The 26124-nt window shown below is 48.4% G+C and carries 18 protein-coding genes; 8 read left to right on the top strand and 10 right to left on the bottom strand.

The window, feature by feature from the left end; all coding sequences use genetic code 11:
- The first annotated feature begins 3 nt into the window (after positions 1–3).
- On the top strand, positions 4–540 hold the full coding sequence (gene pgsA, locus IQ256_RS00160; RefSeq protein ID WP_193853123.1) for a CDP-diacylglycerol--glycerol-3-phosphate 3-phosphatidyltransferase: 537 nt from the start codon (positions 4–6) through the stop codon (positions 538–540).
- Positions 541–545: 5 nt separating this feature from the next.
- On the opposite strand, the gene IQ256_RS00155 is transcribed toward pgsA, so the two are convergent.
- The 3 genes from IQ256_RS00155 to IQ256_RS00145 form a co-directional block, all read right to left on the bottom strand.
- Positions 546–1613, bottom strand: a complete 1068-nt coding sequence (locus tag IQ256_RS00155) for a pentapeptide repeat-containing protein (protein WP_193853122.1) — start codon at positions 1611–1613, stop codon at positions 546–548.
- Positions 1614–1616: 3 nt separating this feature from the next.
- Positions 1617–2039, bottom strand: a complete 423-nt coding sequence (locus tag IQ256_RS00150) for an FHA domain-containing protein (protein ID WP_193853121.1) — start codon at positions 2037–2039, stop codon at positions 1617–1619.
- A gap of 321 nt (positions 2040–2360) precedes the next feature.
- A complete protein-coding gene (locus IQ256_RS00145) occupies positions 2361–3368 on the bottom strand; it encodes a phosphoribulokinase (protein WP_193853120.1) in 1008 nt (335 codons plus the stop codon).
- Between the two features lie 612 nt (positions 3369–3980).
- On the opposite strand from IQ256_RS00145, the gene petH reads away from it, so the two are divergent.
- The 3 genes from petH to prmC all read left to right on the top strand — a co-directional run bounded on the left by petH (position 3981) and on the right by prmC (position 7569).
- The gene (gene petH, locus IQ256_RS00140; protein ID WP_193853119.1) at positions 3981–5216 is read left to right on the top strand and encodes a ferredoxin--NADP reductase; all 1236 of its coding nucleotides are present in this window, start codon (positions 3981–3983) and stop codon (positions 5214–5216) included.
- A 124-nt stretch (positions 5217–5340) separates the two neighbouring features.
- Positions 5341–6663 carry a homoserine dehydrogenase gene (locus IQ256_RS00135; protein ID WP_193853118.1) on the top strand — a complete coding sequence of 441 codons (1323 nt, stop codon included), beginning with the start codon at positions 5341–5343 and terminating at the stop codon, positions 6661–6663.
- Positions 6664–7569: a peptide chain release factor N(5)-glutamine methyltransferase gene (gene prmC, locus IQ256_RS00130; RefSeq protein WP_193853117.1), complete on the top strand. Its 906-nt coding sequence runs from the start codon at positions 6664–6666 to the stop codon at positions 7567–7569.
- A gap of 145 nt (positions 7570–7714) precedes the next feature.
- On the opposite strand, the gene IQ256_RS00125 is transcribed toward prmC, so the two are convergent.
- From IQ256_RS00125 to htpG, 7 genes are all read right to left on the bottom strand, one after another.
- Positions 7715–8230 (bottom strand): GspH/FimT family pseudopilin, encoded by a 516-nt coding sequence (locus IQ256_RS00125; protein ID WP_193853116.1) that lies wholly within the window; start codon positions 8228–8230, stop codon positions 7715–7717.
- A 125-nt stretch (positions 8231–8355) separates the two neighbouring features.
- Positions 8356–8865: a GspH/FimT family pseudopilin gene (locus IQ256_RS00120; protein WP_193853115.1), complete on the bottom strand. Its 510-nt coding sequence runs from the start codon at positions 8863–8865 to the stop codon at positions 8356–8358.
- Positions 8866–8934: 69 nt separating this feature from the next.
- Entirely contained in the window at positions 8935–9945 is a 1011-nt protein-coding gene (locus tag IQ256_RS00115) for a PilW family protein (RefSeq protein ID WP_228024424.1), read from the bottom strand.
- Positions 9946–10025: 80 nt separating this feature from the next.
- Positions 10026–10691 carry a type II secretion system protein gene (locus tag IQ256_RS00110; RefSeq protein WP_193853113.1) on the bottom strand — a complete coding sequence of 222 codons (666 nt, stop codon included), beginning with the start codon at positions 10689–10691 and terminating at the stop codon, positions 10026–10028.
- 123 nt (positions 10692–10814) lie between these two features.
- Positions 10815–15680, bottom strand: a complete 4866-nt coding sequence (gene hpsA / locus IQ256_RS00105) for a hormogonium polysaccharide biosynthesis protein HpsA (RefSeq protein ID WP_193853112.1) — start codon at positions 15678–15680, stop codon at positions 10815–10817.
- 371 nt (positions 15681–16051) lie between these two features.
- Positions 16052–16288, bottom strand: coding sequence for a 50S ribosomal protein L28 (gene rpmB, locus IQ256_RS00100; protein ID WP_006457519.1), 237 nt, complete (start codon positions 16286–16288; stop codon positions 16052–16054).
- Positions 16289–16512: 224 nt separating this feature from the next.
- Positions 16513–18489: a molecular chaperone HtpG gene (htpG, locus tag IQ256_RS00095; protein ID WP_193853111.1), complete on the bottom strand. Its 1977-nt coding sequence runs from the start codon at positions 18487–18489 to the stop codon at positions 16513–16515.
- 269 nt (positions 18490–18758) lie between these two features.
- Between htpG and IQ256_RS00090 the strand changes: the two genes are divergently transcribed.
- From IQ256_RS00090 to IQ256_RS00075, 4 genes are all read left to right on the top strand, one after another.
- Entirely contained in the window at positions 18759–19922 is a 1164-nt protein-coding gene (locus IQ256_RS00090) for a glycosyltransferase family 4 protein (protein WP_193853110.1), read from the top strand.
- 132 nt (positions 19923–20054) lie between these two features.
- Positions 20055–23462, top strand: a complete 3408-nt coding sequence (gene nrdJ, locus IQ256_RS00085) for a ribonucleoside-triphosphate reductase, adenosylcobalamin-dependent (protein WP_193853109.1) — start codon at positions 20055–20057, stop codon at positions 23460–23462.
- A gap of 318 nt (positions 23463–23780) precedes the next feature.
- Positions 23781–24524 carry a hypothetical protein gene (locus IQ256_RS00080; RefSeq protein WP_193853108.1) on the top strand — a complete coding sequence of 248 codons (744 nt, stop codon included), beginning with the start codon at positions 23781–23783 and terminating at the stop codon, positions 24522–24524.
- A gap of 49 nt (positions 24525–24573) precedes the next feature.
- Positions 24574–26052 (top strand): flotillin family protein, encoded by a 1479-nt coding sequence (locus IQ256_RS00075; RefSeq protein WP_228024423.1) that lies wholly within the window; start codon positions 24574–24576, stop codon positions 26050–26052.
- Positions 26053–26124 lie beyond the last annotated feature (72 nt).

Below are 26124 nucleotides of genomic sequence, written 5' to 3'. Positions count from 1 at the left end.
TGAATGAATCTACCCACCTGGATTACCGTTTCCCGACTTCTCGGTGCTCCTATCGTCTTAGTAGCGCTCTTAGATCCCACAGACTTACGGCGGTGGATTAGCGTTGTCGTTTTTGTAATCTTTGCCGGTACAGATTGGCTCGATGGCTACCTTGCCCGCAGGCTCAATCAGGTCACCGATCTGGGCAAATTCCTCGATCCGCTAGTTGACAAGCTGCTAGTGATGGCACCCCTGATGGCTTTGGTCGGCCTGAATGAGATTCCTGCTTGGGGCGTCTTTCTTATCTTGGCGAGAGAGCTCACTATTTCTGGGTGGCGAGTCAACCCAGCCTTCCAAAAAGACAACGTTCCTGGTGCTGGCATCTGGGGAAAGGCAAAGACGGTTGTACAGATTGCTGCGATCGCCCTGCTCTTAGCTCCCCTAGGCACTCTCTGGCAAAACGCCGCTCTTTTCCTTTTCTGGGCAGCGGTTGCGCTCACCTGGATATCAGGACTACTCTACTTGTTTCCAGCTAGTTCCAAAATTAGCTCTGACCCCTGAAGAGTTTAATTCTCCGCCGCTGCCAGCAGGCTATCTACAAACGCTTTAGCCGCTGCCTCATTCTCAAATTCGTTTGGATATCGCTCATGCAGTGTGCTCTCTATTGTTGAACAATCTCGCTGTGGATCTAGTTCGTTTCCGGCCACTTCGTCAAACTTAGGAAGCAATACGCCACAGACCAAAGCGCCCTCTAACTGTGCTGGCGTCAGTTTAGTTTTTTGAGGCGAAATCTCTTCTACCGTTCCTGGAAAATCTGAAAAGTCAGTTCCAAGTAGGATTGCTCCCTCTAGCTCACTCTTTGATAGATCAGCGCCTCTGAGGTTGACGCCAGTCAGATTTGCCTCTGATAGCTCAGCATCGTTCAGCCACGCTCTTTCTAGAACCGCGTCCGATAGATCAGCCCCTTTAAAGTTGGCAGACCATAGTCCAGCTCTCGTAAAGTTGGCATTACGTAGCGTCGCATAGGGCAGCTGGATTCTAGGCAAATGCACTTTCGTGAGTAAAATCCCTCGAAGCGTTGCACATTTAGGTCGCCAAAGTGGCCATTCCCAGGGCAATAGGTTCACCAACCACATCTGCTGAGCTAGCTCACGCTCCTTTCTACAGCCCTCATTCAGCGACTCTAGTGCCGAAATTCGACCCAGATGAGAGTCGTTACCTAGCTCGTTGGCCGGCTCGTTAGACTGATTAGCTATCTGTGCGCGCTGCGCCGCGATCACAACGCCCCAGGCTTGCTCGTTGGCCTGCTGCTTGCGGCTGCCTGACTCTGCTATAAACAGAAAGAGTCCAAACAAGATGCTCAGCTGGCCTATTACATCCGCAGCCTTTCTCAGGAAACTGCCCGATCGCCTAGTTAAAGCGTGGTGATCGCAATATTGGGCAAACATCATTTCAAACTGATCGAGCGGAATTTCTCGCCGTTCAGCTTCTTGCAAAATTCTGTATTGACGGTCAACCAGATTTCTCTCTCGGCGAAGCTGCTGAAAGCACTGCTTCAGCTCAACTAGCGCTGCTTCATCACCTAGCCTGATCTTTTGAACTGGAGGCTGATCAGAGCCCTGGCCAGTCTGCATCGTCTAGCCCTCGTCTTCGTCCACCATGTTGGGGCTAATCAAAGTGATATCAAACTCGTCTGGGGCAACCCCAGAAAAAGTATCTCTAGCTAGCTGATAAAAAATCGCTCTCGCCTGTGGCCCAAACACAATCTCATCTTCATTCACCAAATCATGCGACTGCACTTTCCGGCCATTGATTAGCAGGCCATTCGCACTCGGCTTGCCCTTCAAATTGCCATCTACAATTCGATAGAGCACCTTCTTCTCATCCTTGGGTAGCTGTACCAGGGTGGCGTGGTGCCTTGATACAAACTGCGAGGCTAATCGGATATCGCACTTTGGGTCTCGCCCAATCGAATAAACCGAGCTATCCAGACAGATCTCACGTCGGCCCTGGCTATCCTCAACAATTAGAATACTAGTGAGCGGAAAACTTGAAGACATAATCGACGCCAGAATAAACTAAGAAGCAATAGCTTTGGCCAGCTTAGGAAAAGATATCCGTCCTTGGCTACATTAATAGCGTGCCAAAGAAAACTGATTTAATAACGCACAAAGGGCGTTTATTTAGTCATTACTCTACAACGCTTTCGGTATTAGGCACATGCAGCCGCGATCGCCCACCGCCCCCTCAAAAGTATCAGCTCAAAAATTAAGGAGGCAGTCTTTTCTGGCTACCTCCCACACTATCGCTGCAGTCTAGGGCACTAGTTCGCTCTTTGAGCAGCAGCTCCATAGCCCTGTTGACCTATTTCCAGGCAACCTCTATGCAACCGAACTCGCAGGTACCTTCTCAGCCGCCATCAGCTTCTCATACGTCGCTCTCATCTTCAGCCCAACCAGCACCTGAAATAAACCGCTGCCGTTGTTAGAGCCTGGATAATCACGGTGGTTCAGCAATAGCTCAGTCATCTCGCCATAGTGATTAGTCGAAGTATTACTCAAGTGACTCTCCACATAGATCACTTCCTCTAAGCGATCAAACTCACCATCGAGCTCCAATACAGAAACCTCATTGCCAAAGTAGCTATCAGGGCCATACTGCATCCGTAGTCCCGGATAAGAACAGGTCAACTTACGTCCACAAGGAATCCAATTGATTGTCGATCCCTCATCAAACAGATAAACCGGCTCAAAGCCCTCAATACCCTCGCGCTGAATCAGGCGAACCCGTAAGATTTTGTTTTCCTTATCATCGGGAATCAGGTTCGTCGGCAGAATTTGAATCACGACATCAGCGTACTGCTTTTGCACGTCAATATAAGCTTCAAAATCAGGCTTACGCGCATTGATTGCCGCCAGCACATCTTCATACGTATGACCGCGCTCAGCCATATCGCGCTGAATCTTCCAGTTAATCTTTACCTCGTCACTGATATCAAGGTAAACACTAAAGTCCAAAAGCTTACGCACCCGCTCGTCATACAAAGGGTGCAAACCTTCGATCACAATAATCTTGTTAGGCTCCACCTTCTCTGGCGGATCGAGTTCGCCCGTCTCATGGTTGTAAATCGGCTTATCGATTGCATTACCCGCTTTCAGCGCCTTGATCTGTTCGTACATAAGATCAAAATTATTCGCCTTCGGGTTTAGCGCCGTAACCTTCTTTTCCTTACGCTGCTTACGATCCAAACTGTGGTAGTCATCCAAACAAATGACTGTTATAAACTCTTCACCAAAGAGGTCCGCCAACCGACGTAAAAAAGTCGATTTGCCGCATCCTGAGTCTCCGGCAACACCGATTAAAACTACCTGGCCGTCTTTACTGGTCATAGGGTCCTCTACAACAAAATCATTTTTAAAGAATCAAAGACAGACAATCTTTTGCATGGCAATAAAAAGCCAGTTACGATTGCCCAAAAAGAAAAGGTTCTCCTAGTTCTAACGGCAACTGCAACCCACCTATCGCCAGCTCAAGCATGAACCTAGACAAATCACACTTTTTAATGATTTGAAACTTTTGATTACGTATATTGAATATTATCAGACACCACGCCGTCACAACAAGCAATCTCAAAGGAGCGATCCCCACTGACGTTGGCCCATTCTTCTAGCAGCTACTTTCAGCTACTTTGAAGGTCATCGCCAAAGGCTATCGCCCAATTGCTTCAGTCACAGCCCGTCAGCCGCACCATCCGCTTAGACCATCTACTCAGCTAGTACACTGAACTACCGTTTTCACCAAGAGCATTGTTCTTACTCTTTGAAAACTCAGCAAACGATGACCTCAGATCTAAGCAAGCACACTACAATTTGCTGCAGAGTGAGGCCATTCCGGCACTTAATCGCCTGACAGATATTTAGCAGCAGATGAAATCCATCAGCCTGCAATGATAGTCTATGTTTTATATAGCTATATGAAGCAACCCGAGGCGATCATCAAGGATGTATAACTCTAGCAGCACTGTTACCAGCGCAGACAGCCGACTTTATGTTTACGAAGTGGAAGGTCTAGGCCAAAGTGGTCAGGCCGCTGGTATAAATGCCCCAATTCGTCGTAGTGGGACTATTTCTATCGTGGTGCCCTACGGTCGCATGCAGCAAGAAACCAAGCGCATCATGAAACTAGGGGGCACTATTGTCAGCATTCGACCCGTTAGTGAAGCAGCAAGTGGATCTGCGTCTAGTTCGTCTAATAACGACGTATCTAGGAATGGCAGCGAACCAGCTAAGCAATCTGCAACCTCCCCAGACTCTAAGAAAAAATCAATGACTCAAGCCAAAGAAAAGAAGAAAGTTCCCGTTAACATCTATCGCCCAAAAGCGCCCTATCTAGGCGAATGTCTTTCTAACGATGAACTTGTCGCAGAAGGCGGCATCGGCACAGTCAAACACCTCAAGTTCGACCTCTCAGAAGGAGATCTGCACTATCTAGAAGGACAAAGCATCGGCATCATACCTGATGGCGAAGATGAGAACGGCAAGCCGCACAAAATTCGACTTTATTCTATTGCCTCTACCCAGCATGGAGACGATGTAGATGACAAAACTGTCTCGCTGTGTGTACGTCAGCTAGAGTACAAAGATCCTGAAACTGGTGAGCAGGTCAAAGGTGTCTGTTCCTCTTTTCTCTGCGGATTAGATGTCGGTCAAAAGGTCAAAATCACGGGTCCGGTCGGTAAAGAGATGCTGCTGGCTGATGACCCTAATGCGAACATCGTGATGATGGGTACAGGCACAGGAATTGCGCCTTTTAGAGCCTATCTATGGCGGATGTTCAAAGACAAAGAGCGTGAGGCAAATCCTGACTATCAGTTCAACGGGAAAGCGTGGCTCATCTTTGGAATACCGAAGACTGAGAACATTCTTTACAAAGAAGAGCTAGAGGAAATTCAGGCTCAGTATCCTGACAACTTCGAGCTGACCTACGCTATCAGCCGTGAACAAAAGAACTCAGAGGGCGGTCGCATGTATATTCAGCACCGGGTAGCTGAAAATGCAGAACGTCTTTGGAAGATGGTTCAAAATGACGATACCTATGTCTATATCTGTGGCCTAAAAGGTATGGAGGACGGCATTGACGAGGCTATGGCAGCAGAGGCTGAAAAGGCAGGCGTTGACTGGTCTGAGTATCGCCGTACGCTTAAAAAAGCCCATCGTTGGAATGTAGAGACTTACTAGGGCAAATGACCTATCTAAGGCAAACTCAAACAGTTTCTGAATAAATGAATCAGGAGGGCTGTTCTCGAAAGGGAGCGGCCCTCCTTGTACAATTAGGAAGATCATTTCGTGAGATTACAAGGCATTGAATTCTAAGGCGGTACTAAAGGTCGGAATATTGGGACTGGGCACCGTGGGTACAGGGGTCGCAAAGATTCTACTAGAGACGAAAGGCCGACATGCGCTGTTGAATAGGTTACAGATTGAGCGAGTGGGAGTGCGATCGCTCAAACCCCGCAGCGTCGATCTTCCTAACACCCTTTACACAACCGATCTTGACAGCATCGTCACTGACCCTAATATCGACATTATCGTCGAAGTGATAGGAGGTCTAGAACCGGCGCGTTCTCTCATTCTCAAAGCCATCGAAAACGGCAAGCATATCGTCAGTGCGAACAAAGCCGTAATTTCCCGCTACGGCGAAGAAATTTACGCAGCCGCTAACGCGAAGAGCGTCTACGTCATGATCGAAGCTGCCGTCGGCGGGGGCATTCCGGTGATCGCCCCGCTCAAACAGGCCCTCAGCGTGAACCGCATTCAGGCAGTTATGGGGATCATCAACGGCACGACCAACTACATTCTCACTCGCATGCAGAATGAAGGGGGTGACTTTGCAGCAATTCTCACCGATGCCCAAGCTTTGGGTTATGCCGAAGCCGATCCCACCGCTGATGTTGACGGCCTAGATGCTGCCGATAAAATTTCGATCCTGGCAGCACTTGCCTTTGGTGGCCGTATCCGCCGAGAAGACATCTACTGTGAAGGGATTCGTAATGTGAGCGCCGCCGACATCTCCTACGCAGAAAAGCTAGGGTTTGTGATCAAGCTGCTAGCGATCGCCAAGCTGCCTGAACAGATACCAAAAGAAAATAAAATCAATTCTCTTCCCAGTCAGATCCAGGCCCGCGTCCATCCGACGCTAGTTCCGATCAATCATCCCCTCGCCAGCGTCAATGGCGTCAACAACGCGGTCCTGATCGAGGGCGAGCCGATTGGCCAAATTATGCTCTATGGTCCAGGGGCTGGAGAAGGTCCAACTGCTAGTGCTGTGGTCGCCGATCTGATTGCGATCGCTGCAAACCCCAGCAGGCAAAACGACCCTAATCCTCTGCTTACCTGCTCTCATACTTACTCGCTCGATATCGTCCCTAGCGCCGAAGTGGTCACTCGGCTCTACGTTCGGCTGCTAGTAAAAGATACTCCTGGCGTTATCGGTAAGCTCGGCACCTGCTTTGGGCAGTACGACGTCAGCTTGGAATCTATCGTTCAAATCGGCATTCAAAACGGCCTAGTCGAACTCGTCGTCGTCACCCACGAAGTATCCGAAGGTTCCTTTCAACAGGCGCTCGACGAAATCCGTCAGTTCCCTGAAGTGACAGACATCCCTAGCTTGCTGCACGTCCTTTAGATGCCTGTAGCTATATCTGGGCAAGCCTTATATCGATGGCGACAGTGGGCAATTCAGCTTGCCAAAGAAAATAACGCCGACCAAAGTGAGGTCGATTGGTTCTTACAGGGGTTCAGTCAACTCACGCCGCTATCATTACGGCTAAACACCTATCAAGATCAGCCAAATATTCTGCTGACTATATCGCTTCATGAGCTAACCGAAAAATGGCAGCAGCGCATAGGTCAAAGCGTTCCTGTCCAGTATCTTACTGGCGAAGTGCCCTGGCGAAACTTCCTGCTTACAGTGACACCAGACGTCTTAATTCCACGCCCAGAGACTGAGCTGATCATCGACATTGCAACTAAGTTAACCGCCGACAGCCCTATCGCGAGGCAAGAATATACCGGCGAGTGGGCTGACTTAGGAACAGGTAGTGGCGCGATCGCCCTTGGCTTGGCAGGTGCCTTTCCAGAGGCCACGATCCACGCTGTCGATATCAGTGAATCAGCGCTCAAAATTGCCCAGTACAATGCCCAAAAGCATAACCTAGGCGATCGCATTACCTTCTGCCAGGGCAGTTGGCTATCACCGCTTACTCATCTCAAGGGACAGCTCACTGGTATCATCTCTAATCCGCCATACATTCCTAGTCAAACTATTGCCACCCTTCAGCCTGAAGTCGCTAATCACGAACCTCACTTAGCATTAGACGGTGGACCAGACGGGCTAGACTGCATCCGTCACCTGATCGACAGCAGCGCTCCCTACCTACAGCCTGGCGGTCTCTGGCTCATTGAGCTAATGAAGGGCCAAGCGAAAACAGTAGCCAGCCTACTTTCACAACAGGGTAACTACAATCACATCAATATACATCTAGATCTATCAGGCGTAGATAGATTCGTCTCTGCTCACAAAGCTCTATAATCAGCTCATACAAAAAAGTGAAACCATGGAAAGTACAGCTTCACTCGATTGGATATTGGCTGTCTGTGCGATCGCCATATTCCTAGGCGGGCTCTTTCTTCTATTCGACGGCATTAACGGCAGTGGCAACTGACAACAAGCCGCCTTAGTAACATGTTTTTCCGTCCTGCGGTGTCGGCTGCTCTTTAGACTTGCGCGTAGCGCCAATAATAGTGGATACAATCACGCAGCGTTTGATAGCAGGGGCTTGTTCGCTAGAAAGCGTTACTCGTCCTAGTCGATATTCTACATTGCCCTCCTCATTGAAGCGAACGTAATGAACGTCACCCGAGCGGGCAAAAGTCGTTTCTGCATCTATGCGTACAGAGGCAGCATCTAGGGCTTCCCATTGTGCTAGCGCTGGAGAAACAGATTTGGGATGTACAGCCCATTCTACAAAGCCGTTTCGCTCTCTCAAACTAAACTGCCATGTAACTCCTCTACGCTGAGCCGTCGTCTGAGTTTGTTGGATAGCTGAATGTATCTTATCTCTGCCAACAGTTAATCGGTTCCCTTCTAGAAATTGCAGCCAGCTAGGGGCTATAAACGCACTGAGTATGCCAACAATAGCAACTACAACAAGAACCTCCAACAATGTAAAGCCAGTTTGATTTTGACGCACGGTTGATTTAAACCTAAAGAAGTTAGTTCAGGTTGACTGTCGACTCTTATCATCCATGTTTTGTTCTTTGCACAGCAGCAAAGCTTTCAAAGACTTGCTGGAACAAAATCTAACTGGAACAAAATCTAAAAATCTGAATTAAAGGTATCGCAGGTATCGTTAGCTTCCGATTTCATCCCGCCTAATAAGGTAGTTACAATTACGCAGCGCTTACCAATACCACCCTCGTGAGTAACGTCAACGATGAACGGTGTCGCTACATCGACAACACCATCATGATTGAATGTGACTGATGCTGGTGCGCTTATACTTACTTTGTCTCTAACATCGTCGTTGCCCAATGCTATGACAATGCCGCCTGTAGTCGCAGCGCTCGGCCTAGTGATAAGAGATGGCTCAGTAGAAGAAAAAATCACCGATCGAGACTGCTGTTTCGTCATCGCTTCCGTCTGAGCGGTTCGTAGGGCGTTTAGCATATCGCTGCTAACCGCGTTTAGTCGCTGACGCTGTACGAAACTTAGCCATCCCGGTGCGGCGATCGCGCCCAATATACCAATTATCACTACCACTACCAAAAGCTCAATCAGCGTAAAGCCCTTCGCACTGTTGGCGTTGTTCATGTATTGATGTTTCATTTTCTGTTCGACCTGCCAACTCGCGACTACATCTTGCTCAGACTACTGTTATCAGTTTGTCTATTCGGCTCAGATTCTTTTGTTGATCACACCTCTTACCAGTACCCTGGTTTCTAGAACGGGTAAAGCGCTTTCTTCGCTTGACATATTGATAGATCCTGAGGGTCCATCAAAGGCATTGCCTCTCAAGAAAACATAAACGTCTTGGTTAGCCCGTTCTTCAGTGTCTGTATCGGCGTTTCGCACGCATGCAAAGAAACTAGTGTTTGTTGTTATATTAGCGCCATCAGGGACTACCTGATATAGAAAATCGCCTGAAGCGTCAGTGCCATAAGTACTACAAGCCGCAGTCGGGTCAGATAAAGGTGAGCGGTCTAGAGTTGCACCCGGATCATTCACAAAATCAACTAGCACTGCTGATGTACCGGCTGGAACTTCACCAGTTGCGGGCGTCCAGTCTTCGAATGTGGAGGCTCCATCTTCCAAATCAGCAGGGTCACGGTAGCCGTTTCTAACTGCCATGGTGGCTGTATTTGTATATTTTGAAAGCTCGTATCGAATCAAGCGCGACTGACCTGGCCAGTTGGCATTGCCGTCATTAACACGTTGCACATACACCACCAGAGTGTAAGAAGCTTGACGAATTCTTAGAGACTCACATTGTCGTAACGCAGGAGTACCTGCGGCATAGCTAGTGCAGTCAGGAAGATTATTTTCAATCGGATCAACTCGCCAGAAGGCTAATACTGGAGTATCTCCTCCCGCGTCTGGAAACTGAGGATCATTTTCTAACGAAGTTGCTAGAGCCGCTATTCTGGTTGGGTTAGAATAAACGTACAAAGCTTCTTGCAAATCATCTCCTATGTAGTTAATAGCTCTTTGCATATCCCTTTGCACCTGGTCTAGAGATGCCTCACGCCGGTCCACCTGCATGATCTCTACAACAAGATACAACAGTCCAGAGGTGACGATACTCGATATCACCATCGCTATTAGCAGTTCCATCAAAGTGAAACCTAAAAACCGTTTGCGTTGCCTACGCAATAGGCAGTGGGAAAGTATGCGTTTGTAGTGTTGCATAGTCTTACAAATATGAGAAATAGTGAGCAGATACACGATAGTCGTTTAGAACAAAAAAGTGACATCTCGCAATATTGATATCAGTCAGGGCATACCATGCTAGAGGGTGCTGAGCCAGTAGTACTCAAAAATTCCCACTGCTGACACAGAGAAGCTTGTCTATCGCCTTGACTGATCTGGCTATATATCACAGCCAAAGGACGGGTTCCAGCTTGGCCCTCCCCACTAGTAAAGGTCAATCCAGCAGTAGCTGTAGAGAGCGCTCTAACGTCAGGATCAGAACGTCTCGCATCATAGACCCTAGCCCCAATATCAAAAAACACGGGTGTACTTCCCGCACTTACTCCTTCTGTGCGAAATAGCTGAATGGCATAGTCATCATCGCCGTCTCCGTCTAAATCTACTAGGCGAGCATCGGTCACACTCGTAACGTTGCTAGGTGTAGATTCAAAGGCGATTGGCGCACTAACATTGCGGACAACATCTGTTGTTGTTGTAGAGGGTAGAGGGATCGCTAGTAGGTCATCTCGGTAGTTGCCGCCGATCTCTACAATCAGACGAGCCTTGTCGATTTCTGCCTGGGCAATCTGTAGTGCCTGTTCTGCCCTCTGATTTTGGATTCTAGTCGCCACTGAGAACACCATCATCGGCCCAATTGCTGCGGTCGTTACACCAATAACAGCAATTGCCACTAAACATTCAATCAAAGTCAGTCCTGATGTCTCTGACTTTGACTGATCGACCATCAGCTTATTGCTTATCAACCAGCTTGGTTCTAGCTTTTTGCATGATTCTCTCATTTTCGAATTGGTTTCTTTTGACATAACAAGAGCTACACATGATTAGGACTGATCGACTTGGCCCGCTGCCTATGGACAGCTTTCGTCAGAGAAGACTGGCGTTCCATCTGGCGTCCCATCTGGTACCACTGCACAGCGCAATCCCACTACGTATGGGTCATCAATGGGTAGCTCACGGTAGTGCTCACTTCGCGGTCTTCCGACTGTGACAAAGCGTTGAGCGATAGGGCCTGCTGGTGCATATTGCAGAGCTACGTCATAGCCCCATGCTCTAGCGGGAGGCTGGTAGTAGGGAATTATATCCTTCTTCTTATTACTAAACTCACCGGGCTCCCAGGCGACGATACTAAAGGGCGCTGTAGAAGCCGTACTAAAGTTTAACTGGAGGAAAGCTCCCTGCATAAACAAACTGGTATTATTGTTGCCGACTTTCCAGCTTTGTAAGAAGCGGGGAAAGTTATGAAGTCCTCCATAGCTTTGCTTTTCTCTAGAAGGTACGATTCCAGAAATGATAGTGGCATTGACTCTGTGAGGTGTAGCCTCTTCAATTAGCATGTCCCTATACAGGTCTGAGTTGTCTTTACTCTTTCGTATTGTAAAGTCACTATCGCTGGTGGCCTCTTCAACCGTGTTAGTAGCCGTTTTGGATTCTCCATTTCTGCCGACCCAGATAGGCGCAGCACTATCGTGAGGCGTATCAGAATCTTCTCTTACCCAGCCAGTTTCATCAGCCCACTTATCTATATCTACGTCGTTGCCGTTGTCTTGCAGCGGACGCTGCTGGTTGTGAAAAGAAGTTTTAGAGCCAAAGTCGGGAGATGCTTCATCCCAGTCTCTGGTAAACCCTTCTTCTATCGCACCATCAACAAAGCTATCAGACAAAATCGACACTGCATCTGCCAGAACTTCTGCGACTCGCCAACGGTCTATGCTGGCAACTGCAAAATTATCTAAGTTACGCTCAGAGACCTGTCGATCACCGTAGAATTCGGCAGGAGTAAACGTACCTGTAGAGCCCGCATCGAAGAGAGTATCGGTAAACTCTTCGATAGAGTCATCGCCGTCTGTAGAATGTGGATTGAAGTTGCCCTTTATATAGGCTGCGTTGTCTGTAACAAAAGACAAACCCCATGTACGATTCTTGTCTCTGCTAATGTCGCCTTTGTTGCCATTTAAATCTGCGTTCAAACGAAAACCATAGGGACGCCGATCGGGATCGGGAGCGAAGTCAATCGGTTTGATGCTGATGCCTACAACACTACCATCCGCTCTTTTGGTCAGCGGTGGATCAGTTGGCGTGGCGCTGTTAACAACCATCTTGCAGCTAGCAGACATCGAATTAGAAGTGAAGTTTGCAATATTTGCTAATTCATCGCAATCTGTCCAAGCTCCTGCTGCTGGCCTCACGATAGAATCCTCCCGAGCCGCATCTTCGCGAGCCGCATAGATAATTCCGCTAGTAGAATCCCTATCGTCCGAAACCCAATAATCTGAACCGTTAGGATTTGTCTCTTGCGTTAGACGCCCAAGATCTATATCTAGAACTCGAACGGCCATTTCCTCGCGACCGTTGTACATGACTTTGTCTAACAGAGGAAGTGAAAGTAGATTGCCTCCCGGTACCACAATATTCATCGACTCGGGATTAAAGGTATCTGACACACTCGCAGCCGAAGCAGGCAGAAGTTTCCAGTCAGCGAATGCAGTGGTTGATTGGGGGACGAGGGCAATCGCACTTAGTCCTGTATCATCCGTAGTCTCGTATCCGGCATCACCCGCGTGATCGTCACCGACAACGCTGTAGACAAGGTCTGCGCTAGTGATAGGAGTAGCGGCGGGTGGGTTAATCGAGTTGATCTGAGTATCTGCTATGTATTCTTCGGCAGAGGCCAGCGTAGCTTGGCTGTGGTCAAAGCCTACAGTACCAGCAGTTAGAACGCCATCTGCACCAGTATTATCGTCACCATCTTGGTCGTGATCAAACAATGGGAAAAGATAATAAAGAGATGGATATTTAGGGCCAGTAATATTAGAGCAAAAACCAAGCGCTAAACCGACAGCTTTCGTATCTAGTCCGCCGCCACCACCAGTCAGGCTATCGCGAAAGATATCTGGGTCGCAGCCAGTACGAAAGGAGGTAGCCGTACCACCAGAACCAACTACTTCGGTATCACCCGTTGCGACATCCCATGTCACGTTGTCAGCGGTACCAATCGGTACGGGCAGACCGGAGTCAATGAACCCAAGCGCACGGTCTCTCAATATCTGAGCGCCATTAACATAAGCAGTGGCCTGACCTATACGGGCTGCTAGCGTACTGCCCAAGTCACTACGATAATTCAAAACAGCCAGCCACTCTTCTAATGTGAACTGCTCATAATATTCACCCGCGTCGCAAGATCTCTCGTAAGCAGCCGAGTCAGTAACAGAGCAGGTACCTCCGGTCGTCGGATCTACCCATGATGTAGTCGGTTTGATGTCTTCTACATCTGAGACATCGCCATCACCGTTGCGATCGCCAATCGTAACCCCTCCAGAAGTTATACCGATGTATTCTTCCATCTCTTGGTTGCCACCCGTCAGAGTCCCGCTAGAGTTAGTGCCATCGACCAGAGCGTAGATTTTGTTACCTAGCGAGGTTAAAGAAGAGCCAGATAATGCACGGGATTGAACAGCAATTGCTTTCTCTAAGTTGTAAGCGAGTAGTCCCATCGTGCAGGCAGCAGAGTGCAACGTAGACTTATCAGCGATACTCAGATCAGCATATGCAACACTGTTATCCAGGTACTCGTCAAAGATTCTACGTAGCATAGAGAAGTCTCCCCACATTGACATATTAGGGGCTGGATGAATCAAACCAGCTTCTTGTACAGGTTTGAACGAAGGTGAACCTCCCTCAGGATCTCCTGCAAACTGCGCCAAGTTCCTAAGAGCAATTCCTAAGGGCTGGTCGCTAGCGAGCTGAGTAGCGAATTTATTTTCCGTATCAAACGCTGAGGGGAACTGAAACTCCCAGCCATTAGTGCCATCACCTGATAAGAAGTCAGCTTTGAGCGTAGTCCCTGTTCCACTTTCTGCTTCATTCTCCCAGTTAGTAAAGGTGCGGCTACTTTGGAGGGTTTCAAGGGTGCCTGGGTGAGAAGTCGCTGCATAGCAAGCCAATGGGAAATTTCCGCCATCACTTTCATAGTGATAGACCACCATGCCTTGAACGGCAGCTAGATTATCTCGTAACGTCCGTCGCTGACGCTGAAGGTTAGAGATAGACGTACTATTCGGCGGGTAGAGAATATCAGGATCACGAGTGCCATCGTCATCAAGATCCTTTCCCCATCCATACGTATTACCTAGCTCTAGACGCTGTCCAACAATCAAGCGCAATCCATGAATTCTAGCCTGCCTTTCCCAATAACCATCTAGCCCAGCCGTCTCGTTGCTGAGGCTATTACCACTGGAAATTGTCTCACCTAGTTTTTTGTCTGTATCTTCAACCCAATTGATGGTGTCATAAGAAGGATAAGGCCCATAGCGATTATCAGCCCGATAGAAGTCGTCTAGAAAAGGAGGATTCTGAGTTTCATTAGTAACTCGCTCCTCGGAAAAATATTTTTTAGTCTCCCAGTCTGCAGCTCGGATCCAAGTATCAGTCTTGCGATGTCTAGAAGCGTCTCGTGTAAACAGCGCCAACGGATCTAGGGCTATATCTAGAGGTGATACATTATCGTTGTCGGGTGTCACGGAATCGTTATCTTTTGTTAGCTTCCCGTCTTCGCCAGCTGTTATAGGTGCCTCGCTAGCACTCTTGTAAATATGAATTTTGGGGTCTTGACTTTTGGCAATTTGGTTCTTGGTTGTATTACCAACAACGAGCTGCCCAACAAAATCATCAGATTCCGCTAAAGTGATTTTAGAAGATTCCCTTGAATACAAACACGAGTTGTGAGAGCTGATCATATGTAGGTAGGCTTTGTTGTCAACCATCAAGTTGCCATCAGAATGCATCGCACCGTTGAAGTTGAACTCTGGACCTGGAAATATCTCTAGGTCGTATTTGAACCAAGCACCCCATCGATTTCCTTTGCTAGCTTGTCGCACCTGCTGCAGTTCCAAAGCACTATTGACGCGGCCAACGTCCTTGCCGTTGCTCACATACGCAGTCACCTGAAAGTTTTTCTCAAGTAGGGCCGTACTGACCTCGTACCACCCTTGATCAGGGACCCTTGAACCTCCACAAGCATCCAACGCTTCATTAGCGTTGATCGGACCATTTCGAGTGACTAAAGCATTCGCCTTTGCTGGACTCAGATCATCTTCAGTGCGAATATCGTCGGTGAGATCAGCCGGAGTACCGTTATCTGAGGAATCATCCATCAGTACAGAATATGCAACAATTTCGTTTTCGTCTTCGCTGCCGTCACCATTGAGATCAAATGAAAACTTCCAGGCGTTATCAACAGTACCGTCCCCGTTAATGTCTATTCTCGTTTCTTTTGGCAGTGTATATGGGTCTTTGGCAAATTTAGTAACTCCTAATGGCGTACTAGTCACGTTTGCCATCAGTGCAGCTAGCAGATCGCTAGATGGAGTCGCAGAACTAGGAAAGCGCGTATCCCTATCAAACAGGTATTCCAGCTTTGCTTTTGCTCTGTCAGCCGCAGGAGCTGCAATATTATCAATTACCTGCTGCTCTCTGGCTAAGTATGCTGTTTGTGTTCGACTAGCCGTCCGAAAGCTGAGTGCCCCCACCGTCAGTGTCGTGACTAATAGCAACAGCACTGTTGTAGGAAGCACAAACCCCGCTTTACTGTAGCGAGCAGATTTGTTGACAAAAAAGAGACTTTTCAGTAAACCACTCATAAAGCGGCGAGAAAGCCGCTGAAAGTCTGAGCCGGACTGACGAGGAGTTCTATTGCGGGTCTGCTTTTTGGCGGACATGGTAGGCTTCCTAACTGATTGGGGAGATGCAAAAGGAGAAAATAGTTTTCCGAGTACTCTTTGCATGGCTACCCGCTCAGACTACCCAACCTTAACAATTAAGAGAATCAGTAGGGCTACCTATCTAAAACCGCTAGGATTGAAGGGTTCTAACAACGAATGTGCTTATCAACTGGACAAATTACCGTATAAAAACAGTTTCGGGGCAGCGGAAGATACGGATAGAAGAAATACGGAAAATGAAGCTGGCGATTACGAACATAAAAAATCCCCCTGCGTATCACAGGGGGAAAGCTGGTCAGATAAGATTGCTATATCGGCGGTTACTCAGCCAAAAGTATTACTGACTATTTTCTTTGGTGCTTATCCTCTTAGTACTTGTTTAGGTCGATGCCGGCTTCACGCGCCATTGCATCGAGACCTTTTTTCTGTAAGGTCTTGAGAGCTTTGGTAGATACGCGCAGGCGGACGAATCTATTACCTTGAGGCCACCAGATGCGCTTGTCTTGAAGGTTGGCTTCCTGAAGGCGCTTGGTACGGCGATGAGAGTGAGAGACGGAAAAGGCGTTGTTGGCTTTTTTGCCAGTGAGGTCGCACTTCTTTGACATGGGTTTTCTACGCTAACGGAGTTAATCATTATAGACACCTGTGGCCATTAGCACAAAAAAGGGCTTGATTAGGACTTAATTGGGCGATCGCAAAAGGTTTTGACTACTTCAGAAATTGAATGTCAGGTTAAGAACTGCCTTCTGTGCTTAGTATTCCTCTAGCTTTGCTCAGCAGCAGCAGCAGTTGCACCTATTGACTGAGCAAAACTAAAGTCCTTCGGTCTCTATCGTTCGGTTAGCTTTGTCAACAGACTGGTCGAGCGCTCTGTGAAAGCTTTCATCCCATCTGCATCGAAGCCTTTCTGGGCCATAAGCGCTAGATCGTAGACTTGCTCGCAGATTAGATTAGCAAGCTGGCTAGAAGGCGATGGACTACCGTCTGCTTGCACAATTCCTTGATCTAAGTTAGCGACGTTCTTAATCAAAGGGTGAGCAGTGTTCACCAAGAGCGTATGCGCTTCAGGGAATTGAACGCTCTGCTGCTGGATAAAAGCGCTCATTTCTTGCATACGACGCAGCTCTTCAGGGAGAAGAACCATGGCCGGAGGCGCAGTGCTATCGCCTTTGAGAGCTTCAGTGCGGATAGTTACCTGAGGGCGGTTTAGAGCTTTTTCAAAGACTGACTTAACTTGCTCACCACGAGTTTTGTTGGTTGTGCCATCAACGATGTCATCTGATTTGTCATCATCGATCAAGGTGTCGTCTAAATCAGCATCTACCCTAGAAAACTTCACGTCTGAATATTCTTGCTCTAGAAAAGAGACGAAGTGGGTGTCAATGAATGAGTCCATGAACAGCACTTCTATATCTTGGCTCTTCAAGAGACCGATGTAGGTAGCTTGCGAGACTTCATCAGTCGCGTAATAGACTCTGTTTTCGTGCTTTTCCTTGTTGCGATCTAGATATTCTTGGATAGTGGTGTAAGAGTTGCCGTTAGCGTCAACTGCTTTCTTTTCACTGACATCCGACCAGGCATCGTCACCTTCTGCTTGAGTATCTACTTCTACCGAGACTTTGGGTTCGTCAGCCTTGGCTAGGTCCGCAGTTGAACGGAAGATGACGTATTTTTGAACTTGCTTTTTGAATTTGTCGTCATTGAGAGAACCGAATTTGACGAAGGTACCTAGGTCTTGCCAGATACTAATGTACTTCTCGATATCGTCTCTGTATTGCTCTTTGAGGCGATCGCCTACTTTCTTGGCAACATAGTCCGAGATTCGCCGCACGGTTCGATCAGCCTGCAAGAAGCTGCGAGATACGTTCAGCGGAATATCAGTGCTGTCGATTACACCCCGTAGCGGTGTCAGAAATTTGGGAATTACTTCCTCGCAGTTATCGCTGACAAAAACTTGATTGCAGAAAAGCTTGATCTGCCCCTGGTTCAGTTCTACGTCTGGCTTTAGCTTGGGGAAGTAGAGGATGCCATTAACGACGAAGGGATAGTCGGTGTTGAGATGAACCCATAGCAGGGGTTCTTCCTCGTAAGGATAGAGGTAGCGATAGAGGTTGAGGTAGTCTTCGTCAGTTAGATCGCTAGGAGACTTTTTCCAAGGGGCTTCTTGCTTATTGATGACTTCGCCATCGAAGCTGATAGGCACAGGCAAAAAGTCGCAGTAGGTCTTGACGAGCTGCTTGATGCGGGCATCTTCAAGATATTCTTGCTCGTCGTCGTTGAGGTAGAGGGTGATAGTGGTGCCGCGTGTGGTGCGATCGCTCTCACTCAACTCAAAAGAGGTACTGCCATCACAAGACCAGTGAACGGCCCGCGCGTCTTCTTGCCACGAAAGAGTATCAATATCTACCCGATCGGCAACCATAAAGGAAGAGTAGAACCCTAGTCCGAAGTGGCCGATAATTTGCTGATCGGATTCGTCTTTATATTTACTAATAAATTCTTCGGCACTAGAGAAAGCCACCTGATTGATGTACTTCTTAATTTCTTCAGCGGTCATGCCAATGCCGCTATCACTAATGCTGAGCGTTTTAGCTTCTTTATCAACAGCGATGGAGATTTCTGAACTGGTCTCGCCTTTATACTCGCCAGAACGAGAGAGCATATTTAGCTTGCTGATAGCGTCTACACCATTAGAGATCAGCTCGCGGATAAAGATCTCGTGGTCAGAGTAAAGCCACTTTTTGATAATAGGAAAAATATTCTCGGTATGGATACTAATATTTCCCTGTTCCAAAACCGTCGTCATAGTAAGCTCTGCCTCTGCAAAGAGGTGCGATAAACTGCTACCTCTCAATGTTGCGAACTTTAGTGATGCTGGCAAGGGCGGTGACGGTGATATATGAGTGCGGGTTTCCTCACCTATGGAAGACAGCGGCAACAGCGTCTAGAGTCGCTACCGCAAGGGTTTCTCGATAAGTGGGCAAATTAAAGAGCAGAGATTCATAACCAGATCACCAGTCATTTGATTGAAAAGTCATTGGTTGAATTGCTGACTTACGCCCAGATATAAAGCTTATGAAAATTGCATACGTCACAACCTTCGACTTGGAGAATCCTAAAAGCTGGCCCAGACGACACCTGGGTTTATATGGAGCGGGTGCCAAGATCATTCAGACTCTAAAAGAAGAAGAAGTCGAAATTACAGCAATTGGTCCAGTAAAGCTTAAAGGCAATCCAATTACTCGATTGAAATGGCAATTTTACAGAAACGTCTGTAAAAAAAATTTCTATGGCAAAGTAGATCCCCAAGCAGCAAAGTACCGCGCCTGGAGAATCCAATCTCAGCTATCACTTTCAGAAGCAGACATCCTACTTTGTCCAGAAAATTCAATTCCACTAGCCAATGTAAAATCCGACAAACCTTTAGTGCTCTGGACTGATACGACGCTCGGCAGCCTAATCGATTTCTATCCATACCTCAGCAATCTGTGCAAGGAAACTCGCGACAACCTGCTGGCAATGGAACGGCAGGTATTAGAAAATTGTAGCCTGGTGGTCTTAACCTCTCAGTGGGCTGCTCAAAAAGCGCATGAGCTATACGACATTTCACCATCGAAAATAAAAATTATTCCTCGCGGATCGAACCACACTCATAGCTTCACGGATATCGATATCAAAACGGCTATCCAAGAACGTCCTATTCGCCCGTGCAAGCTTCTTTTTGTCGGTGTCGACTGGAAAAGAAAAGGCGGGAGCAAAGCGGTAGATATTGCCCAAGAGCTCAACCGCAAGGGAATTGCTACAGAGCTACATATTGTGGGCTGTAATCCGCCAACGAGCGTACCAGATTTCGTCAAAACCTACGGCTTTATCAATCGAGCAACAGATGAAGGAAAAGCAAAAATTTCAGCGCTATTTAAGTCATCTCACTTTCTAATATTTCCTACGAAAGCTGATACTTTTGGCATCGTCTTAAGTGAAGCAGCTTCCTATGGAGTACCCGCCTTGGCTAGTGAAGTAGGCGGCATCAGCAGCGTTGTCAAAGCAGACATCACCGGAAAAACGTTCCCTATTGATAGCAGCCCGGCAGCCTATTGCGAATTCATCCAAAAGTACATGATGGACTCAGGCCGCTATCAAGCTTTGGCTCACAGCACTTTCGCATACTACAAGCAGCATATTAGCTGGGCTGCCGTGGGTAAAGAGGCTAGAGCGGCCTTCGAAGCTTTGCTGCATTAATCCTTACAAATAGATGTATTGCCAAGTGCGAGAACTGTGTTAATGTCTATGCTTATTAGCTACATGTAGTGGTTTTACCTTTGAGAGGACGCTACATACGGACACCACCTCAATCATCACGGCTTAATCATCATGGTTCAAGAGCTTGAACGGTCTCGTACCAAAAGCCCTTTCCCGGAAGCTGCGCCTGCGGCTTATCCTGTCTTCTATCGCACCTACAGCCGTCGCTCTGAAGAGGGTAAGCGGGAAACTTGGCAGGATGTGTGCGATCGCACTCTAAAAGGACTAGTAGAACTCGGCACTCTCACCGACGCGGAGCGCGAGCTTGTTTCTAGGATGCAGCGAGAACTCAAAGCGATGCCTTCGGGTCGCTGGCTGTGGGTTGGCGGTACGGACTGGAGCAAAAACCCCAAGAATTTCTCTGGTGCGTATAACTGTACGAGCACAAACGTCCTCGACTGGCGGGCCTTTGGACTGATGATGGATCTAGCAATGATGGGCTGTGGAACCGGCGCAGTGCTAGAGCCGAAGTACATCAACCAGCTCCCGCCTATTCGAAACAAGCTTACGGTGACGATGCGTGGCGATGTCGGCATGACAGTTGCCAGTCAGCGCCGAGAAGAGGCTGAGATCAAGGTAGACGAAGCCAACAGCCGCGTTGAAATCATTGCAGGTGATAGTCGTCAGGGTTGGGTGAAGTCTTACCAAACGCTGCTAGAGCTATCGACTGACGGGCGCTTTGATGGAGAAGTAGAGGCGATTATCGATCTAAGTGATATTCGTCCGGCTGGAGAGCGACTAAAGGGATTTGGTGGTATGGCAAACCCCGTGAAGCTGCCTGAGCTATATGAGCGCTGTGCCAAGATTTTGAATGCGGCGGTTGGACGTCAGCTCAATTCAATTGAATGCTGTTTGCTAATTGATGAGGCAGCGGCCTGTGTGGTGGCCGGAAATATCCGACGCTGCCTACCAGAGGATGCGCTTGTACATACGGCAAGAGGACTCGTACCAATCAAAGATGTTCAGGTTGGCGATCAGGTTCAGACACCGATAGGCTACCGCCAGGTCGTGAACAAGTTCGACCAGGGGCAGCAAGATGTCTATGAGATCGAGACAAATGGACCTGTGCCAAGGGCAACATTGAACCACCAAGTGGCTGTTTTTGGCAATGCGAAGGGTCAAGTTGAATGGAAGCGGCTAGCTGAGCTAAGTGAGGGCGATCGCCTCATGCACAGCAATCAAATACTTACCGGGACGCTCACTCACCTACCGGCTGATACAACGGCCCAAAGACCGGAGCAAAGCCACACCGCCAAAGACATTCGTATCCCTGAACTAAATGCTGCCGTAGCATGGCTAATTGGCTTTACGCACGGTGATGGATACGTTGCAGGACGAAATAAACACAATAAGCCCTATGGTCGTGTGGAATGGGCAATGAACGAGCGTGACAATGATCCAAGATTGCTTTCGCAGCTACGGTCTAAGGTTGACGCTGGGCTAGCCGAGTTCGGACTAACTGCGACTCATGGCAGCGTTCGAGGCGAAAATACCGCCAAGTCAGTTTGTTCTAGCATTCGCCTAGCTGAGTACTTTCATACTCATATCAAGCAGCCCAATCAGCCACTTGAGGTTCCTAGCTACATCTTGCAGGGCTCTATAGATACACGAGCCGCCTACTTAGCTGGATTGATGGATAGCGATGGTGCAGTGAACAACCGTCCTCCCCATCTATTAACTAGCGTTTACCGCAATTTTGTTCGTCAAGTAGCAGCTGTTCTCTCTAGCTTGGGAATTGCAGGACGTCTTTCGACCACCGTTCCGACCAATGCGAATTGGCAGATTAAGTACAACCTCAAGCTACCTGCGCTAAAAGGGCAATACAATGCGTTGATTGCACCACATTCTGCAAAAGGTCCTGTCCGCATAGGGCTTAAGACGTACGGTTTCACTTTGAGCGGCGCGATGATGCGCGAAGCGTATTCCTATAGCGAAATGCGAGGCATGGGATTTCAAGGTAGTTACAGCGTTGACTCTAACTATGAGCGCTATAGTGTCGAAGCCGATCTCGACTTAGATATTCCGGTGACTGTCGACGGATTAGGTAGCTATGACCATGTACAGACCTACGATATAGAAGTTGAGGAAGCCCATTGCTTCTATTGTGACGGCTACCTCACTCATAACAGTGCAGGTATGCGTCAGTTTGATAGCAACGATGACGTTGCCACTGGAGCGAAAGAAAACCTTTGGCGACAAGATGCAGATGGCAATTGGAGCATCGACCCAACCAAGGACGCGCTGCGGATGGCCAACCATACCCGAGTGTTTCACGAAAAGCCATCGCCTGAGGAGATTGAGACTGCAGTACGAAAGCAATTCTATTCTGGTGAAGGCGCGATTCAGTGGGCGGGTGAGGCCGAGAGAAGAGCACAGGGCAAGGGGCGATACGGTCTAAATCCTTGCGGTGAGATATTAGGCCAGGATTTTCACTGTAACTTGGCTGAAATTCATCTTAACCAAATTTCCCCCAACGATGAAGAGGCTCAAGATGATGCGTTTAGGGCTGGCGGTATTGCGGTAGCGGCATTGCTGAATCACAAATTCATGGAAGAACGCTATCAGAAGTCTCGCGAAGAAGATCCGATTGTGGGCGTTTCGTTCACTGGCTTCTTCGACTTCTGCGTGAAGGCGTTCGGCGTGGAGTGGCTAGAGTGGTTTGCAGCAGGTCGGCCTGATACGATGCAGGGCCTGGAGTTCAAAGAAAAGGAAAGAGCATACCTGAGCCGCTGGAAGCAGGTAGTGCATGAGACGGTTTGGGAGTATTGCGATCGCCATAATATCCGCCGCCCCAACCGCTGTACCACTGTCCAACCCGCAGGTACGAAAAGCCTGCTGACGGGTGCATCCTCCGGCTGGCACCCACCCAAAGCTCAGCGGTTCATCCGTCGAATTACTTTCCGCAAGGATGATCCAGTTGCCCTAGCCTGTATGGACTACGGCTATTCCGTGATTCCTTCTCAGTCTGATAAGGATGAAAAAGGCAATCTGCTAGAAGATCCGTTTGATCCACGCTGCAGCGAGTGGCTAGTCGAGCTACCAGTGGAAGTAGACTGGGCGAATCTGCCGGGTGCAGACGAGGTACCGATTGAGCAGTTCTCGGCGCTGTCGCAGTTTGATTTCTACATGCAAGTGCAGAAATACTATACGGCGCACAATACGTCGGCCACGATTGAACTACGCGAAAATGAGATTGAACCCTTGGCGCAGCGGATTACTGAAGCGATTCAAAATGACGAGGGCTATGTATCAGCGGCGCTGTTAGCTCGGTTTGACGATTTGCAGACGTTCCCTAGGTTGCCGTTTGAACCAATTAGCAAAGAGCGGTATGAAGAGATGCTGGTTGAAGTGCGATCGCGTCGAAGAACCGAAAACTTCCATGATGCTCTAGAAAAGCACGACGCGGGTGAGCTGATTGAAGCTGGACCAGCCGGCTGTGATTCTGATAAGTGCCTGATGCCAGAAAAGAAACCTAGCTAGTCTTGATATCAGCAGCTTAGTTTGATGAACACCATAGGGAATGCTCTTTCAGGGCGTTCCCTACAGCTTTAAACGGCTGAATTCTTTCAAGAGGTTGAGGCTTGTAAAGATTTTTAGGAATGACGATGACGCCTTCGGTATCTACAGACACGATAGAACAAACATCTTTGATGTAGATGGGCATTGTGCCCCATGTGGGCACCGTAGGTTGTAGCAACCTAGGTTGTATAAGTATCGTCGTAAAGAAGAATCTATTACAGTCGTTGACTTTTAGAACCACTCCCTTTTAGAACTACTAACTTTTAGAGTAGATAAGCTGTGCAGTCTGTTTATTGGTTTTGTTTGATCATTGGCGGAATCTTTGTCGCCCTTTCTTTAGTAGGTGGTGACGCTCTAGAAGATTTTGATGCTGACGCCGATGTTGACTTTGATGTTGAACTAGATACTGACGTAGACGCCGACTTCGACGCCGATGCCGATTTTGACGGTGATTTTGATAATGACTTTGACGGTGATGTAGACGCCGATGCCGATACCGACACGGATCTGCAAATCGATACTGACCCAGACTTGCTACGCGCTCATGCTAGAAAGCAGAAAAGAAGCTTCTTTAGTCTATCTATGCTGACCAGCTTCAAGTTTTGGACGTTTGGCGGCTTTTTCTTTGGGCTGACGGGTCTAGTGATGGGAGCGCTAGAGCCAGGTTTGGGCAGCGGGTTGATTTTTGCGATCGCCCTGATGATGGGTCTACTCTGCGGCGGCACTTTAGTTGGCGTCTTGCGCCAACTCAAACATCGTCAGGTCGATAGCCTACTGCGTAACGAAGATTTTGCCGGATTAGTAGGCGTGGTCGAACTTCCTTTTGATCCACAGAGTAAGGGCAAAGTCACGCTGGAAGTGGGCGATGCCACCTTGCACTTAATAGCCCAGACCGACGAAGCACGCGACTTTAGTGTAGGCGATCCGGTACTAGTCGTAGGACGAACACACGACCGTTTGTGGGTCGTCTCAGCAGACAACGCAGTACCTAATAGAAATTCGGCTAACGCTTCTAACCGTTAGTTTTTCTAACCTTATCTCTAATCTTTTTTAATCTGTGGAGCAACTAGCCATGAGTGAACCGATGTCTCAATCTGATTTCTCATTCAATCTAGATAATCAATTAGTCTATCTACCCGCTCAGACAGGCTCTATAGAAGATCAAAAAAGACTAGAGCAGCAAGAACTAGAGCAGCAAGGACTGACGGAGCTAAGCGTACTACCAGCCGAATCTCAACAGGCGGTTAATACCAGCCAGGTAGTGCTAGGAGGCTCTGTTGTTCTAACGCTGATTGCGATCACCGCAGTTATCGCATTCTTAAAAGCCTGCCTAAGAATCTGTAAACCCAATGAGATCTTGATTATCTCAGGCCGCAAATACAAACAGCCGGATGGTCGCGAAGTCGGCTACCGGGTTGTATTCGGCGGGCGGGCTCTGGTAATCCCCATCATTGAGCAAGTCGAAAAGATGGATATGACCACCATGCCAATTCCAGTGGAGGTGAGTAATTCTTATGCTAAGGGCGGAACACCGCTGAATATTCAGGCGATCGCAAACGTCAAAGTCTCTAGCAAGCGCAACATCGTTGGCAACGCTATTGAGCGTTTCTTAGGCCGCAACCGCTCTGAAATTCGCCGGGTTGTGCGCGAAACCCTAGAGGGTAACTTACGCGGTGTGGTCGCTAATCTTACCCCCGAGCAAGTCAACGAAGATCGCCTTAACTTCGCTGAGCGTATTGCCGAAGACGTGGCCCGCGATTTGAACAAGCTCGGGCTACAGCTCGATACGCTCAAAGTTCAGAGTGTTACCGATGATATGGGCTATCTCAGCTCTATTGGTCGTCGGCAGATCGCTAAAATTGTCCGCGATGCCGAAATCGCCGAGGCAGAAGCGCTAGGTCAGGCAGAACGTATCGAAGCGGACTGTCAAAAGCGGGCTGAGATGTTTAAGTCTCAAGCCTTGACGATTACTCAGCAAAAGCAAAACGAGCTGCGTAAAATCAAAGCCGAGCTAGACCAACGCTCTAAGTCAGAAGAAGAGCGCACTGCGGCGGCGGCTAAAGAAGCGAGAGCCAGAGCCGAACAGCAGTTGCAGTCAGTCAGAGCCAAGTTAGAAAGACTGCGTCTACAAGCTGACGAGGTTTTGCCCGCTGAAGCTCGCCGAGAAGCACAGGCACTTCAGGCCAAGGGCGCTGCTGCTGACATTGCAGAAAATGCAAAAGCGGCGGCGGCTGTGAACGAGATGCTAGCCGAGGTATGGCAGGAGACTGGAACTAGCTCTAGTCAGATTTTCTTACTCCAGCAAATCGAGATGATTTTGAAAGAAGCCGCTGCCATTCCTCACCGAATGCAGCTGCAAAATATCAACGTGATTGACAACGGCGATGGTAAGGCGATCGCAAGCTTGGCAAATGTCTATCCCGAAGTGGTCAGACAGTTTTTGGATCAAGTTAAGCAAACGCTGGGAATTGACGTGATTGGGACGCTAAATTCGCACAGCATCGCTAGCCCTGGTACTGAGCGCGATCGCCCAGAGCCTGAGATCTCGTAGCGGAACAGTGCGACCAACCCGATATCTCGACCATTTTTCAACGACAGTCTTTAATTCACTTAACTAGGAGCG

The organism is cf. Phormidesmis sp. LEGE 11477 (assembly GCF_015207105.1).
Taxonomy (GTDB): Bacteria; Cyanobacteriota; Cyanobacteriia; order Phormidesmidales; family Phormidesmidaceae; genus Phormidesmis.
The sequence above is the reverse complement of the archived record's forward strand: the minus strand, read 5'-3'. Positions and strand labels throughout refer to the sequence as shown.

Bases quoted from the DNA above. Each gene is read 5' to 3' on its own strand.
- IQ256_RS00090 (WP_193853110.1), top strand. From the start codon at position 18,759: ATGAAAATTGCATACGTCACAACCTTCGACTTGGAGAATCCTAAAAGC.
- pgsA (WP_193853123.1), top strand. From the start codon at position 4: ATGAATCTACCCACCTGGATTACCGTTTCCCGACTTCTCGGTGCTCCT.
- IQ256_RS00150 (WP_193853121.1), bottom strand. From the start codon at position 2,039: ATGTCTTCAAGTTTTCCGCTCACTAGTATTCTAATTGTTGAGGATAGC.
- hpsA (WP_193853112.1), bottom strand. From the start codon at position 15,680: ATGTCCGCCAAAAAGCAGACCCGCAATAGAACTCCTCGTCAGTCCGGC.
- htpG (WP_193853111.1), bottom strand. From the start codon at position 18,489: ATGACGACGGTTTTGGAACAGGGAAATATTAGTATCCATACCGAGAAT.
- prmC (WP_193853117.1), top strand. From the start codon at position 6,664: ATGCCTGTAGCTATATCTGGGCAAGCCTTATATCGATGGCGACAGTGG.
- rpmB (WP_006457519.1), bottom strand. From the start codon at position 16,288: ATGTCAAAGAAGTGCGACCTCACTGGCAAAAAAGCCAACAACGCCTTT.
- IQ256_RS00145 (WP_193853120.1), bottom strand. From the start codon at position 3,368: ATGACCAGTAAAGACGGCCAGGTAGTTTTAATCGGTGTTGCCGGAGAC.
- IQ256_RS00115 (WP_228024424.1), bottom strand. From the start codon at position 9,945: ATGCAACACTACAAACGCATACTTTCCCACTGCCTATTGCGTAGGCAA.
- IQ256_RS00110 (WP_193853113.1), bottom strand. From the start codon at position 10,691: ATGGTCGATCAGTCAAAGTCAGAGACATCAGGACTGACTTTGATTGAA.
- IQ256_RS00155 (WP_193853122.1), bottom strand. From the start codon at position 1,613: ATGCAGACTGGCCAGGGCTCTGATCAGCCTCCAGTTCAAAAGATCAGG.
- nrdJ (WP_193853109.1), top strand. From the start codon at position 20,055: ATGGTTCAAGAGCTTGAACGGTCTCGTACCAAAAGCCCTTTCCCGGAA.
- petH (WP_193853119.1), top strand. From the start codon at position 3,981: ATGTATAACTCTAGCAGCACTGTTACCAGCGCAGACAGCCGACTTTAT.
- IQ256_RS00120 (WP_193853115.1), bottom strand. From the start codon at position 8,865: ATGAAACATCAATACATGAACAACGCCAACAGTGCGAAGGGCTTTACG.
- IQ256_RS00075 (WP_228024423.1), top strand. From the start codon at position 24,574: ATGAGTGAACCGATGTCTCAATCTGATTTCTCATTCAATCTAGATAAT.